Origin of the sequence: Cyanobium sp. Copco_Reservoir_LC18 (assembly GCF_009834675.1) — a bacterium.
Classification (GTDB): Bacteria; Cyanobacteriota; Cyanobacteriia; order PCC-6307; family Cyanobiaceae; genus Cyanobium; species Cyanobium minutissimum.
Window position 1 is genome coordinate 74,445 of record NZ_ASAC01000023.1, and the last position, 15,293, is coordinate 89,737.

General features: G+C 69.1%; 16 protein-coding genes. 11 read left to right on the forward strand and 5 right to left on the reverse strand.

Annotation, left to right across the window (positions count from 1 at the left end):
- Nucleotides 1–9: 9 nt before the first annotated feature.
- The 4 genes from L107_RS16395 to L107_RS13155 all read left to right on the forward strand — a co-directional run bounded on the left by L107_RS16395 (nucleotide 10) and on the right by L107_RS13155 (nucleotide 3,137).
- Complete coding sequence (locus L107_RS16395; protein ID WP_201295896.1) at nucleotides 10–597, forward strand: hypothetical protein; 588 nt, start codon at nucleotides 10–12, stop codon at nucleotides 595–597.
- Between the two features lie 35 nt (nucleotides 598–632).
- Complete coding sequence (locus L107_RS13145; protein WP_236550690.1) at nucleotides 633–1,658, forward strand: protochlorophyllide reductase; 1,026 nt, start codon at nucleotides 633–635, stop codon at nucleotides 1,656–1,658.
- 100 nt (nucleotides 1,659–1,758) lie between these two features.
- Entirely contained in the window at nucleotides 1,759–2,256 is a 498-nt protein-coding gene (locus L107_RS13150) for a hypothetical protein (RefSeq protein ID WP_159819539.1), read from the forward strand.
- Nucleotides 2,253–3,137 carry a hypothetical protein gene (locus L107_RS13155; RefSeq protein ID WP_159819541.1) on the forward strand — a complete coding sequence of 295 codons (885 nt, stop codon included), beginning with the start codon at nucleotides 2,253–2,255 and terminating at the stop codon, nucleotides 3,135–3,137. The genes L107_RS13150 and L107_RS13155 overlap by 4 nt, the downstream gene beginning before the upstream one ends.
- A gap of 29 nt (nucleotides 3,138–3,166) precedes the next feature.
- Here L107_RS13155 and bchL read toward each other — a convergent pair whose 3' ends face one another.
- From bchL to L107_RS13175, 4 genes are all read right to left on the reverse strand, one after another.
- Entirely contained in the window at nucleotides 3,167–4,072 is a 906-nt protein-coding gene (bchL, locus tag L107_RS13160; protein WP_159819543.1) for a ferredoxin:protochlorophyllide reductase (ATP-dependent) iron-sulfur ATP-binding protein, read from the reverse strand.
- A 135-nt stretch (nucleotides 4,073–4,207) separates the two neighbouring features.
- Nucleotides 4,208–5,890 (reverse strand): ferredoxin:protochlorophyllide reductase (ATP-dependent) subunit B, encoded by a 1,683-nt coding sequence (locus L107_RS13165; RefSeq protein ID WP_159819545.1) that lies wholly within the window; start codon nucleotides 5,888–5,890, stop codon nucleotides 4,208–4,210.
- Nucleotides 5,891–5,897: 7 nt separating this feature from the next.
- A complete protein-coding gene (locus L107_RS13170; RefSeq protein ID WP_236550691.1) occupies nucleotides 5,898–7,232 on the reverse strand; it encodes a ferredoxin:protochlorophyllide reductase (ATP-dependent) subunit N in 1,335 nt (444 codons plus the stop codon).
- A gap of 73 nt (nucleotides 7,233–7,305) precedes the next feature.
- Complete coding sequence (locus tag L107_RS13175) at nucleotides 7,306–7,815, reverse strand: hypothetical protein (protein WP_201295897.1); 510 nt, start codon at nucleotides 7,813–7,815, stop codon at nucleotides 7,306–7,308.
- Nucleotides 7,816–7,955: 140 nt separating this feature from the next.
- On the opposite strand from L107_RS13175, the gene L107_RS13180 reads away from it, so the two are divergent.
- The gene (locus L107_RS13180) at nucleotides 7,956–9,665 is read left to right on the forward strand and encodes a diguanylate cyclase (protein ID WP_159819547.1); all 1,710 of its coding nucleotides are present in this window, start codon (nucleotides 7,956–7,958) and stop codon (nucleotides 9,663–9,665) included.
- A gap of 142 nt (nucleotides 9,666–9,807) precedes the next feature.
- Nucleotides 9,808–10,608, forward strand: a complete 801-nt coding sequence (locus L107_RS13185; protein ID WP_181280124.1) for a BMC domain-containing protein — start codon at nucleotides 9,808–9,810, stop codon at nucleotides 10,606–10,608.
- 27 nt (nucleotides 10,609–10,635) lie between these two features.
- Here the strand turns inward: L107_RS13185 and L107_RS13190 are convergent, their stop codons facing one another.
- Complete coding sequence (locus L107_RS13190; protein ID WP_255451618.1) at nucleotides 10,636–11,244, reverse strand: non-canonical purine NTP pyrophosphatase; 609 nt, start codon at nucleotides 11,242–11,244, stop codon at nucleotides 10,636–10,638.
- Nucleotides 11,245–11,471: 227 nt separating this feature from the next.
- On the opposite strand from L107_RS13190, the gene L107_RS13195 reads away from it, so the two are divergent.
- From L107_RS13195 to L107_RS13215, 5 genes are all read left to right on the forward strand, one after another.
- Nucleotides 11,472–12,488, forward strand: coding sequence for a sodium-dependent bicarbonate transport family permease (locus L107_RS13195; protein ID WP_106221404.1), 1,017 nt, complete (start codon nucleotides 11,472–11,474; stop codon nucleotides 12,486–12,488).
- Nucleotides 12,489–12,553: 65 nt separating this feature from the next.
- On the forward strand, nucleotides 12,554–12,835 hold the full coding sequence (locus L107_RS13200; RefSeq protein ID WP_015107696.1) for a hypothetical protein: 282 nt from the start codon (nucleotides 12,554–12,556) through the stop codon (nucleotides 12,833–12,835).
- Nucleotides 12,836–13,046: 211 nt separating this feature from the next.
- Entirely contained in the window at nucleotides 13,047–13,358 is a 312-nt protein-coding gene (locus tag L107_RS13205; RefSeq protein WP_015107695.1) for a BMC domain-containing protein, read from the forward strand.
- A 51-nt stretch (nucleotides 13,359–13,409) separates the two neighbouring features.
- Nucleotides 13,410–14,822: a form I ribulose bisphosphate carboxylase large subunit gene (locus L107_RS13210; RefSeq protein WP_159819549.1), complete on the forward strand. Its 1,413-nt coding sequence runs from the start codon at nucleotides 13,410–13,412 to the stop codon at nucleotides 14,820–14,822.
- A 101-nt stretch (nucleotides 14,823–14,923) separates the two neighbouring features.
- Nucleotides 14,924–15,265 carry a ribulose bisphosphate carboxylase small subunit gene (locus tag L107_RS13215; protein ID WP_015107693.1) on the forward strand — a complete coding sequence of 114 codons (342 nt, stop codon included), beginning with the start codon at nucleotides 14,924–14,926 and terminating at the stop codon, nucleotides 15,263–15,265.
- Nucleotides 15,266–15,293: the final 28 nt, after the last annotated feature.

The window sequence follows — 15,293 nt, forward strand, 5'->3', positions numbered from 1 at the left end:
TTCCCTCAGGTGCGCCAGACCCAGCCCCAGCCTTCCCGGCGTCAACCCCCCGCTGCACGAAGCTCCACGGGCCGTCCACGGCGTTCCCGGTCCCTCCAGACGGCCGGGGATGGCGCAGGCGGCCCTTTTTCGCTGCGGCCGATTCCCAGCCTCCCTGGCCAGCCGGCGGTCGCCGGCTCCAGCCTTGAGCCCCTCCATGCCGGCGGCGAGCCCGGCGGCTGCGGCCGCGAAAGCCAGCTGCTGTCCCTGTCCGCCGAGCGCCAGGAGCTGGTCTGCAGCCTGATCGGCCTGGCCGTCAAGCTGGGGCTGGTCGCCCTCACCGGCGTGAGTCTGTTCCGCCTCGCCGGCGCCTACCAGCAGCGCATGGAGAGCCAGGGAGAGATCGCCGCCGTGCTCGAGCTCGAGAACGCCAAGCTGGTCAAGGCCCGGGAGCGCTTCGACGCCCTGTTCATGGTGGAGGGGGAGCAGCGCCTGATCCGGGAGCAGAGCCAGTGGATCGCCCCGAACCGCCTGCGGGTGATCTGGCAGTCGAACCGTCCGTTTCCAACTGTTGAATCCCCCGCGTCCGGATCCGGAAACCAGGGCACCCGTCCGTAGGTTGGGGCCCCCTTCGCCCGCGGATCAGCAACGCCATGGTGACCCCATCCGGTGACACCGCCCTCTCCCCCGCCGCGTCCCGGGGCACGGCTGCCGGCCCAGGCGTTCCCGGCACGGCCCTGATCACCGGCGCCTCCTCCGGTGTCGGTCTGTTCGCCGCCAAGGCCCTCGTGGACCGGGGCTGGCACGTGGTGATGGCCTGCCGGGACACCGACAAGGCCCGGCGGGCCCAGGCGGCCCTGGGCATGGCCGATGGCGCGGTGACCCACCTCAAGGTGGATCTGGCGGATCTCGACAGCGTGCGCGCCCTCGTCGACGCCTTCGGTGCCACCGGCCGCCCCCTGGATGCCCTGGTCTGCAATGCGGCGGTCTACCTGCCGCGGCTGAAGCACCCGGAGCGCTCGCCCCAGGGCTACGAGATCTCGATGGCCACCAACCACTTCGGCCATTTCCTGCTGATCCACCTGCTGCTGGAGAACCTCAAGCGCTCCTCCCACCCGTCGCGGCGCCTGGTCATCCTGGGCACCGTCACCGCCAACTCCAAGGAGCTGGGGGGCAAGATCCCCATCCCGGCGCCCGCCGACCTCGGCGACCTCTCGGGCTTCGCCGCCGGCTTCAAGGCCCCGATCGCCATGGCCAGCGGCAAGAGCTTCAAGCCCGGCAAGGCCTACAAGGACAGCAAGCTCTGCAACATGATCACCACCCAGGAGCTGCACCGCCGGCTGCACGACAGCACCGGCATCGTGTTCACCTCCCTCTATCCGGGCTGTGTGGCCGACACCCCCCTGTTCCGCCACACCCCGCGGGCCTTCCAGACGATCTTCCCCTGGTTCCAGAAGAACATCACCGGCGGCTACGTGAGCCAGGCCCTGGCGGGCGAGCGGGTGGCCCAGGTCGTGGCTGATCCGGAGTTCGCCGTCTCCGGGGTGCACTGGAGCTGGGGCAACCGGCAGACCAAGGGGGGCAGGCAGTTCAGCCAGGAGCTCTCGGAGAAGGCCAGCAACCCCGTCACCGCCCAGCGGATGTGGGACTACTCGATGCAGCTGGTGGGGCTGGCCTGAGGCGATCGCCGGGCGGGCGCCATTGCATCGGAATCTGCCGATTGGGGCCCACGGCCGGAAGAAGCCGCTAGGAGTCTTCCAGTAGCACCTTCTGGAGCCGATGACCCGCACGCTGCGCTGGGGAGTGGGACTGCTGCTGGTCGTCAGCCTCTCCATCGGCGCCTTCCTGCTGGTGCCCTTCCGCTCCTGGCTGCCGGGCGGGACGGTGGCCGATGTGCCGCTGAGCCAGGTGGTGAACGGTGCCGCCTTCAACCGGCTGTTTCCCGAGCCCCTGGACGGCGACCAGCTGGTGTTCACCCAGGAGAAGCGGGGCTTCAGCGAGGCCCGGCTCAGGCATGGCGGCCAGGTGAAGGCCCTGCTGGCCATCTCCGATGTCACCACCGCGCCGGAGGCCCGCCTCAAGTTCGAAGCCAGCCAGAGCCTCCTGCAGGGCTGGCCGCTGGTGGAGCAGGGGCCGCAGGCCACCGCCCTGCTGGTGGCCGACCGTTTCCAGGTCAAGGTGATCGGCCAGGGTGAGGGACTGGATCCGGAGCAGCGCCAGGACCTGCTCGGCCGCTTCAACCTCAGGGGCCTGGCGGCCCTGCAGGGGGCGGCATGAGCGCCGTTCTCGAGCGCCTCGAGCGACTGCCCCGCCGCAACCTGACGGTGCTGGCCATCAAGGGCCTCAGCACCCTGGTGCCCGGCGGCTGGCAGAACACCACCGGTGCCGACGCGCTGATCGCCGACGTGCTGGGCAGCAGCGATCCGGAGCTGATCCGCCAGGTGCGGGCCCGGGCCGACGTGCTGAGCCGGGCGCGCCATGAAGGCTATGGCCGTGCCCTGAGCCTGTACGACGCCGTCAACCGCTCCCAGAAGGCCGCCGGTGGCCTGCGGCTGCTGGCCAACATCGGCGGCGCCCTGCCGCTGGTGAAGCGTGTCGCCGATCTCACTCCCGCAAGCGACACCTTGCAGGCGGCGGATCTGAGCCTCAAGGTGGCCGCCGAGATGCTGGCCTTCACCCAGGTGAATGGCCTCCCCGGTGACAGCTTCGGCGACTTCGCCGCCGCCCTGGGCGACTACGCCGGCGAGGCCCGGGTGAGGATGGCCGTGCTGATCTGCTTCGATGCCCTGCTGCCCCTGGGCGACCAGGCCCTGCAGCGGCTGGATGGGCTGCTGGGGGGCCTCGACAGGCGGGACCTGCACCAGCTGCCCGCCTACGCCGGCATGGCCCGACTGCTGCCGGGTCGGGGTGATGGGGCCCACCTGACCTTCCTGCGCCGGGGCCTCGAGCCGTGGCTGGGCTGGGCGGAAGGCTTCAGCCGTCAACTGGGGCTCACCGGCCAGAAGGCGGTGCAGGCCCTGGAGGGAACCCTGGGCCCCTGGCAGGGGAGCTTCCAGCAGATGGCCACCTTCCTCGACGCCTTCACCGACACCTACCAGCACACGGGCGTTCAGGCGGTGGCGCGCCGGCTCGTGGAACGGGCCGCCGCGGAGATCTGACGGACCCGCCGGGGTCCGTCAGTGGACGATCAGTCGAAGCCCAGCAGGTCGAAGATCTCCCGATCCTTGAGGGATTCGGCCTCCAGCGGCTCCACATCCTCAAGCATCTTGCGGGCCAGACTCAGGTATTCCTGCTGCACAGCCTCCACTTCCGGTGTGCTTTCCATCTCGAAGATGGTGCATTTCTTCAGCCGTGATTTACGGATCGCATCGACGGTCTTGAAGTGGGCCATGGTGCGCAGGCCGGTGCGCTCGTTGAACTTGTCGATCTCGTCGGTCTGCTCGGAGCGGTTGGCGATCACCCCGCCGAGACGCACCTTGTAGTTCTTGGCCTTGGCATTGATCGCCTGCATGATCCGGTTCATGGCGAAGATCGAATCAAAATCGTTGGCGGTGACGATCAGGCAGTAGTGGGCGTGCTGGAGGGGGGCCGCGAAGCCGCCGCAGACCACGTCACCGAGCACATCGAAGATCACCACGTCGGTGTCCTCGAGCAGGTGGTGCTCCTTGAGAAGCTTGACCGTCTGTCCGGTCACGTAGCCACCGCAGCCGGTGCCGGCCGGGGGGCCACCCGATTCCACGCACATGACGCCGTTGTACCCCTCGAAGACGAAGTCCTCGGGCCGCAGTTCCTCGGTGTGGAAATCGACGGTCTCGAGGATGTCGATCACCGTCGGCACCATCTTCTTGGTGAGGGTGAAGGTGGAGTCGTGCTTCGGGTCACAACCGATCTGCAGCACCCGTTTGCCCAGCTTGGAGAAGGCGGCCGAGAGATTCGAGGAGGTGGTGGATTTGCCGATGCCGCCCTTGCCGTAGACGGCAATCACCAGGGCCCCCTCTTCGATGTTCATCGACGCGTCCTGATGCACCTGCAGGCTGCCCTCGCCATCTTCGCGGGGGTTGGTGCTCGGGGGAGACGTGAGTGTGGTGGTCATAGGAAAAACAAAGGGAAGCCGGAGAACCGGCGGATCACGCGTCAGAAACAGCCTGCTCAGATCGGATCCCGGCTGTCAGGGGATCACGCAAACCGACACATCACCAGAGAGGCCCTCAACCGCAGACGAGGGTCCTCAGCGGCTGAAGTGGGCCTTGGCGTCGTAGAGGGCCTCGGCATCGATCCTCTCCAGGCCCCGTTCGCGGGCGAAGGATTCGGTGTTCTTGCGCACCTTGCCCCGCACGAAGAAGGGAATCTTGGCGAGCTCGGCCTCACCATCGGCGGTCCAGAGGCTTTCGAGGGCCTCCCGGACAGCGGCGCCGGCGGTGGTGGTGGTGCCCGGTGCCGGTGCGGCGGTGGCGACGGCAGCCGGCGCCGACACCTGGGTCGGAGCCGTGACGGCCTCGGGGTCGGCGCCCGAGGCCGCCGCCGGTGCCCCGTCGCCGAGGTGGCTGCGGTGGCCGTCGACGAACTCGAAGTCGTGGCGGAACATCCCGATCAGGTGCTCCTCCAGGCCCATCATCAGCGGGTGCACCCAGGAATCGAAGATCACGTTGGCCCCCTCCCAGCCCATCTGGGGGGAATAGCGGGCCGGCACGTCCTGGACGTGCAGGGGGGCGCTGATCACGGCACAGGGCAGTCCCAGCCGCTTGGCACTGTGGCGTTCCATCTGGGTGCCGAGCACCAGCTCCGCGGCCGCTTCGGCCATGGCCTTCTCCACCACGAGGTAGTCGTCGGTGATCAGGGCCTCCAGGCCGAGCTCGGCGGCGGCGGCCCGCACCTCCCGGGCCTGCTCCCGGCTGTAGCTGCCCAGGCCCACCACCTGGAAGCCCAGCTCCTTGGAGGCGATCCGGGCGGCGGCGATGGCATGGGTGGCATCGGCGAAGATGAACACCCGCTTGCCGGTGAGGTAGGTGGAATCCACCGACCTGGAGTACCAGGGCAGGCGGGAGCGGCGCTCCGCCTCGCTCGGCTGACCCTCCACCTCCTCCAGCTCGGCCGGCAGCGGCAGATCAAGAACCCCGTGCAGCTCCCGCAGGAAGGCGGCGGTGGCACCGATGCCGATCGGCACCGTGCGCACCACCGGGGTGCCGAAGCTGCGCTCCAGCCAGCTGCACACCGGGCCCGCCACCTCCGGGTAAAGGCAGACGTTGGCGTCCGCCGTGGGGATGCGCTCCAGGTCGGCGGGCCGGGCGCCCAGGGGGGCCACCACCGCCACATCGATGCCGTGCTGGGCCAGCAGCCGGGTGATCTCCAGCACGTCGTCGCGGCAGCGGAAGCCCAGCAGGCTGGGGCCCAACAGGTTGACCCTGGGCCGGCGGCCCTCGTCGCGCCAGCGGGACGGGGACGGCTTGGGGGTGCCCGGCGCCGGCAGCTGGCCCTTGAGCAGGGTGCGCACCAGCTGGTAGAAGGTCTCGGCGGCGCCCCAGTTCTCCTTCTTGGAGTAGGCCGGCAGCTCCAGATTCACCATCGGCACCCCCAGGTTCATGCCGGCGGCCAGGGCGCCGGGCTGGTCCTGGATCAGCTCGGCGGTGCAGCTCTCGCCCACCAGCAGGGCCTCGGGCCGGAAGCGCTCGACGGCCTGGCGGATCGAGCGCTGCACCAGCTCGGCGGTGTCACCACCCAGATCCCTGGCCTGGAAGGTGGTGTAGGTGACGGGGGGCCGCAGGCCCCGCCGCTCGATCATCGTGAACAGCAGGTCGGCGTAGGTGTCGCCCTGGGGGGCGTGGAGCACGTAATGCACCCCCTCCATGGAGGTGGCGATGCGCATGGCGCCCACGTGGGGGGGGCCTTCGTAGGTCCAGAGGGTCAGTTCCATGGGGGTCTCAGGAGAGCTGCAGCACGGCCCGGCGCCGCAGCGGGCGGGCGAAGAGTTCGGCCAGTTCACCGGCCTGGTCGCAGCCGTGGATCGGGCTGAACACCAGCTCGATCGACCACTTGGTGGCGATGCCCTCGGCCTCGAGGGGATTGGCCAGCCCCAGGCCGCAGAGCACCAGATCGGGGCGGGCGGCCCGCACCCGCTCCAGCTGCAGGTCCACGTCCTGGCCCTCACTGAGCCGGGTGGCGGGGGGCAGCAGGGCCAGGTCGGCGGCCATCAGCTGGCGGTCGAGATAGGGGGTGCCCACCTCCACCAGCTCCATGCCGCATTCCCGGGACAGGAAGCGGGCCAGGGGGATTTCCATCTGGGAGTCCGGCAGCAGGAACAGCCGCTTGCCGGCGAGCACCTGGCGGTGGGGCTCCAGGGCGCGGCGCCCCCGCTCCACCAGGGGGTCGAGCACCGCATTGAAGCGCTCGGCGGGCACGGCGAAGGCGGTGGCGGCGGCGGCCATCCAGTCGCGGCTGCCCTCCACACCGAAGGGATAGGGGGCGCTCAGCAGTGTCGCGCCCCGGTGCTGCAGGGCCCGGGCGGTGGCGCTCAGGAAGGGCTGGGCGAGCAGCACCCGCGTTCCCTTGCCCACGGGGGGCAGCTCGGTGGAGCGCCGCGGCGGCAGGCTGCGCACCGTGGGGATGCCCAGCCGCTCGAAGATCAGCCGGAAGCGGTCTTCCACCGCATCGGCCAGGGTGCCCACGATCAGCAGCTGCTCCTCATCGGAGGAGGGCAGCAGGGGCAGCATGGCCAGCAGGGCGTTGTCCTCCCCCTGGGTGAAGGTGGTCTCGATGCCGCTGCCGGAGTAGTTCAGCACCCGCACCCGCCCCAGCAGCTGGGTGTTGAGGCGTTCGGCCGCCTTGGCCAGGTCGAGCTTGATCACCTCGCTGGGGCAGGAGCCCACCAGGAACAAGGTGCGGATCTCGGGCCGGCGCTCCAGCAGATCCTTCACCAGGCGGTCGAGTTCCTCGTTGGCATCGGCCAGACCCGCCAGGTCCCGCTCCCCCAGGATCGCCGTGCCGAAGCGGGGTTCGGCGAAGATCATCACGCCGGCCGCCGACTGGATCAGGTGGGCGCAGGTGCGTGAACCCACCACCAGGAAGAAGGCGTCGGGCATGCGGCGGTGCAGCCAGACGATGGAGGTGAGACCGCAGAACACCTCCCGCTGGCCGCTCTCCTTGAGGATGTCGCTGAGGTTGTCGCTGGGGAGGGTCCCGGGGATGTCGCCGGTGGGAGGCTGAACCGGTGGAGCGGATACACCCATGGAGGGGATCGCCAGGTATGGAGCCTCCATGGGTTAGCGGGGACGGCGGGGTCCGCGCCCGGGTGCGTTACATCTTTTCGGGATCGTGTGCGGGTTCCCGCGCTCACAGGCGGCGGCGGAAACCCTCGCTGAAGCCGATGCTGCGCTCCTCCCGCTCGCCATCGGCGCTGCGGCTCAGTTTCCACACGTTGCGCCCCAGGCGGCGGGCCGTCAGTCCGCCCCGCTCCACCTGCGCCGATCCCGGCCGGGCCCCCATCAACTGGGTCACCTCGGCGGTGCTGAGGGGAGCGCCGGTGCGGATGGCCAGGTCGGTGATCTCCAGCCGCTGGCGCAGGCCCGCCAGGTCGACCGGGTGATCCGCCTCGGGGGCCTCCTTCCAGTCGGCGAAGCCGTCGCCGATGCCGCCGCCCATGCGCCGCATCAGGCCGAGGCCGATGAAGGCGAGGGCCTGCTCCGGCCGCACCCCCTCATCGAGGGCCCGGGTGATCCATTCGGACACCGTGTCCTGGTCGAGGGCATGGCGCAGGGGCTGGGTCTCGCTGGCCACCCCGGGGGCGGGGGAGCCGTGGGAGGTGGCGTCAGGAGAGGCGGAAGCGGTGCGCCGGGTGGCCATGGTCGCGCCTGGAGAGGTTGAACTGGAAGGTATCGGTTGCCTTCGGAGTCGCAAGGGTTCGGATGGAAGCGATCACTATGGAAACAAGCATCCCTCCGTGTCTCGGTCCGGGCGCGGCGCAGTGCTTCCCTTCCGTCCCCATGGACCGTTCGCTCCATCGGCCCTGCGACCAGGCCTCCACCCATCCGGTCGACACGGCGGCCCTCCGGGAGGATCCCGTCGAGATTGCCCCCGGTGTGTGGTGGGGGGGGGTGCGGCTGGCCCACGACCACTTCCAGTGCCACACCTATTTCATCGCCAATGGTTCGGACAGTGTGCTGATCGATCCGGGCTCGCCGCTCACGATCGAGGGCACCCTGGCCAAGCTGCGCGCCATCACCGATCTGGAGTCGATCCGCTGGCTCGTCTGTCACCATTGCGACCCCGACATCTGCGCCGCCCTGCCCCGGCTGGGGCAGGAGCTGACGCGCCCTGATGTCCAGGTGGTCACCGAGTGGCGCGCCAATGCCCTGATCCGCCACTACGGCCATGGGTTCTCCACCTACCTGGTGGAGCAGCACGACTGGTGCCTGCCCCTGGCGGGGGACCGGCGGCTGGAGTTCCAGCTGACGCCCTACCTCCACTTCCCCGGGGCGATGGTGTCCCACGACAGCGGCACCGGCACCCTGTTCTCCTCCGACCTGTTCGGCGGCTTCGTCCCCGACAGCGACGTTCTGGAGTCGGAGGATGCCGCCTACATCATCGAGAACGCCCGGCCCTTCCACCAGCACTACATGCCCAGCCGTGAGCTGCTCAGCGCCGGTCTGGCCCGCATCCGCTCCCGCTGGAGCCGCATCGAGCGGATCGCCCCGCAACACGGCCACATCGTCCCCGCCGCCATCGTCGACCAGGTGTTCCATGCCCTGGGGGCCATGGAGTGCGGCGTCTACTGCCTCGCCGACGCCGACCTCGACCTCAGGCGCCTGCTGCGCATCGCCGAGGCCCGGCGCCGACTGCAGGAGGCCCTGATCCACCAGAGCTCTCCCCTGGGGATGGTGCGCGCCATCGGCCACATCCTCGACGCCACCGGCCAGACCAGCGCCTGCGAACTGGCGGTGCGGATGCCCGGCGACGGCTGGACCACCTGGTCGACCCAGGCCGACCACCCCGAACGACGGCAGCCGACCTCCGGTTGGCACCACATCTGCCTGACCGGCGAGCCCGCCATGGTGCTGGCGATCCGGGATGGGACCTCGGCCACGCCGTTCGATCCCGACATGGAGCGGATGGTGCGGGAGTTCGCCGAGTCGATGCGCCCCTGGGTGGAGCATCTCCTGGAGGATCAGCGCCATGCCCATGAGGTGGCGGCCCTCAACACCGCCGCCCACTGCGATCCGCTCACCGGTCTGGCCAACCGCCGCGCCCTGGAGGCGGCCCCCCTGCCCCCCTGCTACGCCCTGATCGAGCTGGACCTCGACCATTTCAAGCAGGTCAACGACAGCTTCGGCCACGACGCCGGCGACCGGGTGCTGCGGCAGGTGGCGCGGGTCCTGACGGATTCGGTGCGGGAGCACGACCGGACCTTCCGCCTCGGCGGCGAGGAGTTCCTGGTGCTGCTGCCGGAGGCCGACCGGGCCACGGCCCTGCTGGTGGCCGAGAGGATCCGGCGGTCGATGCACCGTCTCGACCTCCGGGGGGAGGCCCCCGGCGGACGCCTCACGGTCAGCCTGGGGGTGAGCACGACGGCGGCCGAGCCGACGGCCGACTTCCCGCGCATGATGGCGCTGGCCGACCGGGCCCTCTATGCCGCCAAGGCCGCCGGCCGTGACCGGGTCCGGGTCGCCGAGGGCCTTTCCCTCAGCAACCGCTAGGGCATGGCCGCCCGCTTACGCCCCGCCCGGGAGTACCCTCCCCTTCTGGACTGCCCCTGGCGGCGGCCAGGGATCCCGGCGCTTCAACCACCCCGAGGATCGCCATGACCATTTGTTCCGGGGGTTGGCGCCTCGCGCCGTGATGGATTCGCAGAGTGCCCGTTCCTTCCTTCGCGACGACCGGTCGGACGCCCGCAGGAAGGCGGCGAGCCTGCGCATCACCGGCACCGATGTGAGCGGCGAGGCCTCCGGGGCCAGCTGTGTGATCACCACCGACAGCGAAGGCCGGCGTCTGGCCCGCCAGTCGAGCCATGTGCAGTCGATCGAACTGCGCACCTACGTCTTCCTGGATTCCCTCCAGCCCCAGCTGGCGTCGTACATGGGCACGGTGTCCCATGGCTTCCTGCCGATCCCCGGTGATGCCTGCCTCTGGCTGGAGGTCTCCCCGGGGATGGCGGTGCACCGGGTCACCGACATCGCCCTCAAGGCCAGCACGGTGCGGCTCGGCCAGATGGTGGTGGAGCGGGCCTTCGGCTCCCTGGCCCTCTACCACCGCGACCAGAGCAACGTGCTCCACTCCGGCGACGTGGTGCTGGAGGCCATCGCCAGCCGGGTGGAGCTGCGCAGCCGCTGCGAGGTCACCTGGACCGAGATCATCCGGGCGATCACCCCCGACCACGCCGTGCTGATCAACCGCCAGAACCGCCGCGGCTCGATGATCCAGGCCGGGATGAGCATGTTCATCCTCGAGACCGAACCGGCGGGCTACGTGCTGATCGCCGCCAACGAAGCCGAGAAGAGCTCCAACATCACCGTGGTGGACGTTAAGGCGGTGGGGGCCTTCGGCCGCCTCACCCTGGCGGGCAAGGAGGGCGATGTGGAGGAGGCCGCCGCCGCCGCCATGCGGGCCGTGGCCCAGATCAACGCCGGGGCCCGCGGCTAAGCTCCGCCGCCTCGCGACCCGTCCGGCTCAGGCCAGCCCCAGCAGCCGCTTGAGTCCCGGGGCCATCGCCCGGGCGGCCTTGCCGCGGCTGCCCAGCCGGCTGCGGAGGTGCTCGCCCATCTCGGCATAGCTGCAGCCCGCCTCCCGCACATGGAAGATCGGGTCGTAGCCGCCGCCTTGGCCGGAGGGCTCCCGCAGGATCAGACCCCGGCAGACCCCCTCCGATTCCAGCACCACGGCACCGGTGGGATCGGCCAGGGCCATGGCACTGACGAAGGTGCCGCCCCGGTAGAGGGAATCGCCCAGCTCGTGCAGCAGCCGGTGGATCCGCTCGTGGTCGGTTGGGGCGTAGCGGGCCGAATGCAGACCGGGGCGGCCACCGAGGGCATCCACCTCCAGACCCGAATCGTCGGCCAGCGACCAGTGGCCCGTGAGCGACGCCACCGTGGAGGCCTTGAGGCGCGCATTCTCCGCGTAGGTGAGGCCCGTCTCCTCGATCTCCAGATCCCTGGGCTGCTGGCGCACCTCCAGCCCCACCTCCGGTCCCACCCCCGCGAGCATGGCCGTGATCTCCGCCACCTTGTGGGGGTTGCCGCTCGCGATCACCAGCACCGAGGGGGGAGGGGAAAGGGTCAAGCCGGGCCCACGGGGGGCCCCATTGTGGTGCAGCGCGGTGGGGAAGGGGTGGGGCAGGACGGGTTGAACATTCCACCCCCGGAAAACTCCAGGGTTCCTGCCCCGGGCGGACGATAGGGAATCCGCCGCCGATCGGACGGAAGGACCCGACAACGTTGCGCGACCGGTGACCGCCCACGGCCGGATTCGCCCCTAAGTTGCCTCCACCCTTTGGGCGCCGGAGGGCGATGCAGTCGAGCCTGGTCCTACAGAACCTTCTCTCCGCGCCGGTTCTCTTTTTCTTCCTGGGCATCCTCGGGGTGCTCGTGGGCTCCGACCTGGAGATCCCCTCGCCGCTGCCCAAGCTCTTTTCCCTCTATCTGCTGCTGGCGATCGGCTTCAAGGGGGGCATGGAGCTGGCCCACAGCGGCCTGGGCCCCCAGGTGCTGCTGACGATCGGGGCGGCGGTGGCGATGTCGCTGCTGGTGCCGCTGACCAGCTTCCTGTTCCTGCGCCTGCGCCTCGACGGCTACAACGCCGCCGCCATCGCCGCCTCCTACGGCTCGATCAGTGCCGTCACCTTCATCACCGCCGAGAGCTTCCTCAATGTCGTGGAGGTGAACTTCGACGGGTTCATGGTGGCGGCGCTGGCCCTGATGGAATCGCCGGCGATCGTGGTGGGGGTGATCCTGGCCAGGCTTTCGGCCCCCGCCGAGGATGCGGAGATCCCCGCCGATCAGCAGAACGGCGGCGGCAGTCTGCGCTGGAAGGAGATTCTCCAGGAGGCCTTTCTGAATGGCTCGGTGTACCTGCTGATCGGCAGCCTGGTGATCGGTTATGTGGTGGCGGCCTTCAGTCCGGCGGGTCTGGCGAAGATGGATCCCTTCACGGAAAAACTCTTCTACGGAGCCCTCTGTTTCTTCCTGCTCGACATGGGCATCGTGGCGGCCCAGCGGCTGCGGGACCTCCGGCAGGCGGGGGCGTTCCTGATCGGCTTCTCCCTGCTGGCCCCTCCCCTGCATGCCCTGCTGGGGCTGCTGGTGAGCGCCCTTCTCGGCCTGAGCCAGGGCAACACCCTGCTGTTCATGGTGCTCTGCGCCAGTGCCTCCTACATCGCGGTGCCGGCGGCGATGCGCATGACCGTCCCGCAGGCGAACCCCAGCCTCTACATCTCCACCGCCCTGGGTCTCACCTTCCCCTTCAATGTGGTGATCGGGATTCCGCTCTACATGGCGCTGACCCGCCAGTTCATTCCGCTCGGCTGAGCCCGGCCCCCGCGGCCGACCCTCGCCGAACCGTCGACCCCCTGCCGACCCGTCGCCCCATTCCCATGAAGCGCATTGATCTCTTTCTCAGCGAGCGGGAACTGAACCGTGTCTGCCGCACCATCACCGCGGCCGGGGCGAAGGGCTATTCGGTGATGCGGCACGTGACCGGCATGGGCCCCTCGGGAGAGATCTCCGAAGCGATGGACTTCAGCGGGCTGGGGGCCAACGCCCACGTGATCGTGTTCGTGGAGGACGAGCTGCTCGGCGCGGTGGGCACCGCCCTGCGGCCCCTGCTGAAGCGCTACGGCGGGGTCGGCTTCGTCTCCAGCGCCGAGCCGCTCTGAGGCACCGGGACGGACGCCGGGCCGCCGGGCAGGCCGGGCGGCCCGGCGGCGATCAAGCAAAGCTTGCTTTTTGTGTTGCACTGATCAGCTGCCCTTATCAGCCGATCCGAAAACCTTGATGGCCGCCCGGCTCCCAATCGCTTGACGGAGGGTTTGACGGAGGAGCAAGGTTGCCAACGAACATTCCACCCCCCTCCTCCAGGAGCAGGTAATGGCAAACGAAACCATGGGCATCGCCCTCGGCATGATCGAGACACGCGGTCTGGTGCCCGCCATCGAAGCGGCTGACGCCATGACCAAAGCCGCCGAGGTGCGCCTCATCGGTCGCGAATTCGTCGGAGGCGGCTACGTGACCGTCCTGGTGCGGGGTGAAACCGGTGCCGTGAACGCCGCCGTCCGTGCCGGCGCCGATGCCTGCGAGCGGGTGGGCGACGGCCTGGTGGCCGCCCACATCATCGCCCGTCCCCACCGCGAGGTGGAGCCGGCGCTGAACAGCAGCTTCGGCCTGGGATCGAAGGACTGAGCGGTCAGCTGACCCTCTGAGTTTTCCATCCGAACCCATCCGAACAATCCCATGAGCAAGAAGTACGACGCCGGGGTCAAGGAGTACCGCGACACTTACTGGACTCCCGATTACGTCCCCCTCGACACCGACCTGCTGGCCTGCTTCAAGTGCACCGGCCAGGAAGGGGTGCCCAAGGAAGAGGTGGCTGCCGCCGTGGCCGCCGAGTCCTCCACCGGCACCTGGTCCACCGTGTGGTCCGAGCTCCTCACCGATCTCGACTTCTACAAGGGCCGCTGCTACCGCATCGAAGACGTCCCTGGTGACAAGGAGTCCTTCTACGCGTTCATCGCCTACCCCCTCGACCTGTTCGAGGAAGGCTCCGTGACCAACGTGCTCACCTCCCTGGTGGGCAACGTGTTCGGCTTCAAGGCCCTGCGCCACCTGCGCCTGGAAGACATCCGCTTCCCGATGGCCTTCATCAAGACCTGCCCCGGCCCGCCGAACGGCATCCACGTCGAACGCGACCGGATGAACAAGTACGGCCGTCCCCTGCTGGGCTGCACCATCAAGCCGAAGCTGGGCCTGTCCGGCAAGAACTACGGCCGGGTGGTCTACGAGTGCCTCCGCGGCGGTCTTGACTTCACCAAGGACGACGAGAACATCAACTCCCAGCCCTTCCAGCGCTGGCAGAACCGTTTCGAGTTCGTGGCCGAAGCCGTCCAGCTCGCCCAGGAAGAAACCGGCGAGAAGAAGGGGCACTCCCTCAACTGCACCGCCGCCACTCCCGAGGAGATGTACGAGCGGGCCGAGTTCGCCAAGGAACTCGGGCAGCCGATCATCATGCACGACTACATCACCGGTGGCTTCACCGCCAACACCGGTCTGTCGAAGTGGTGCCGCAAGAACGGCATGCTGCTGCACATCCACCGCGCCATGCACGCGGTGATCGACCGCCATCCCAAGCACGGCATCCACTTCCGGGTGCTGGCCAAGTGCCTGCGCCTCTCCGGTGGCGACCAGCTGCACACCGGCACCGTGGTGGGCAAGCTCGAGGGTGACCGTCAGACCACCCTGGGCTTCATCGACCAGCTGCGCGAATCCTTCATCCCCGAAGACCGCACCCGCGGCAACTTCTTCGATCAGGACTGGGGTTCGATGCCCGGCGTCTTCGCCGTGGCGTCCGGCGGCATCCACGTGTGGCACATGCCGGCCCTGGTCGCCATCTTCGGTGACGACTCCGTGCTCCAGTTCGGTGGTGGCACCCACGGCCACCCCTGGGGTTCGGCCGCCGGCGCCGCCGCCAACCGGGTGGCCCTCGAAGCCTGCGTCAAGGCCCGCAACGCCGGCCGTGAGATCGAGAAGGAAGGCCGCGACATCCTCACGGAAGCCGCCAAGCACAGCCCCGAGCTGGCCATCGCCCTCGAGACCTGGAAGGAAATCAAGTTCGAGTTCGACACCGTCGACAAGCTCGACGTCGGCTGATCCGACACCACGGCCCCATGCCCTGCCACCGCTGACCGAGGGTGCCCCCACCCAGGGTCGGCGGGGCCGGGTTCCCCAACCCATTTCCCACAAGGATCCCCATGCCCTTCAAGAGCACCGTGGGTGACTATCAAACAGTCGCCACCCTGGAGACCTTCGGCTTCCTCCCGCCGATGACCCAGGACGAGATCTACGACCAGATCGCCTACATCATTGCCCAGGGCTGGAGCCCCCTGGTCGAGCACGTCCACCCCAGCCGCTCCATGGCCACCTACTGGTCGTACTGGAAGCTGCCCTTCTTCGGTGAGAAGGATCTCGGTGTGATCGTCAACGAACTGGAGTCCTGCCACCGGGCCTACCCCGACCACCACGTGCGCCTCGTCGGTTACGACGCCTACACCCAGAGCCAGGGCGCCTGCTTCGTCGTGTTCGAAGGCCGCTGATCCAGCGACCACAGCGGATCCCGGCCGG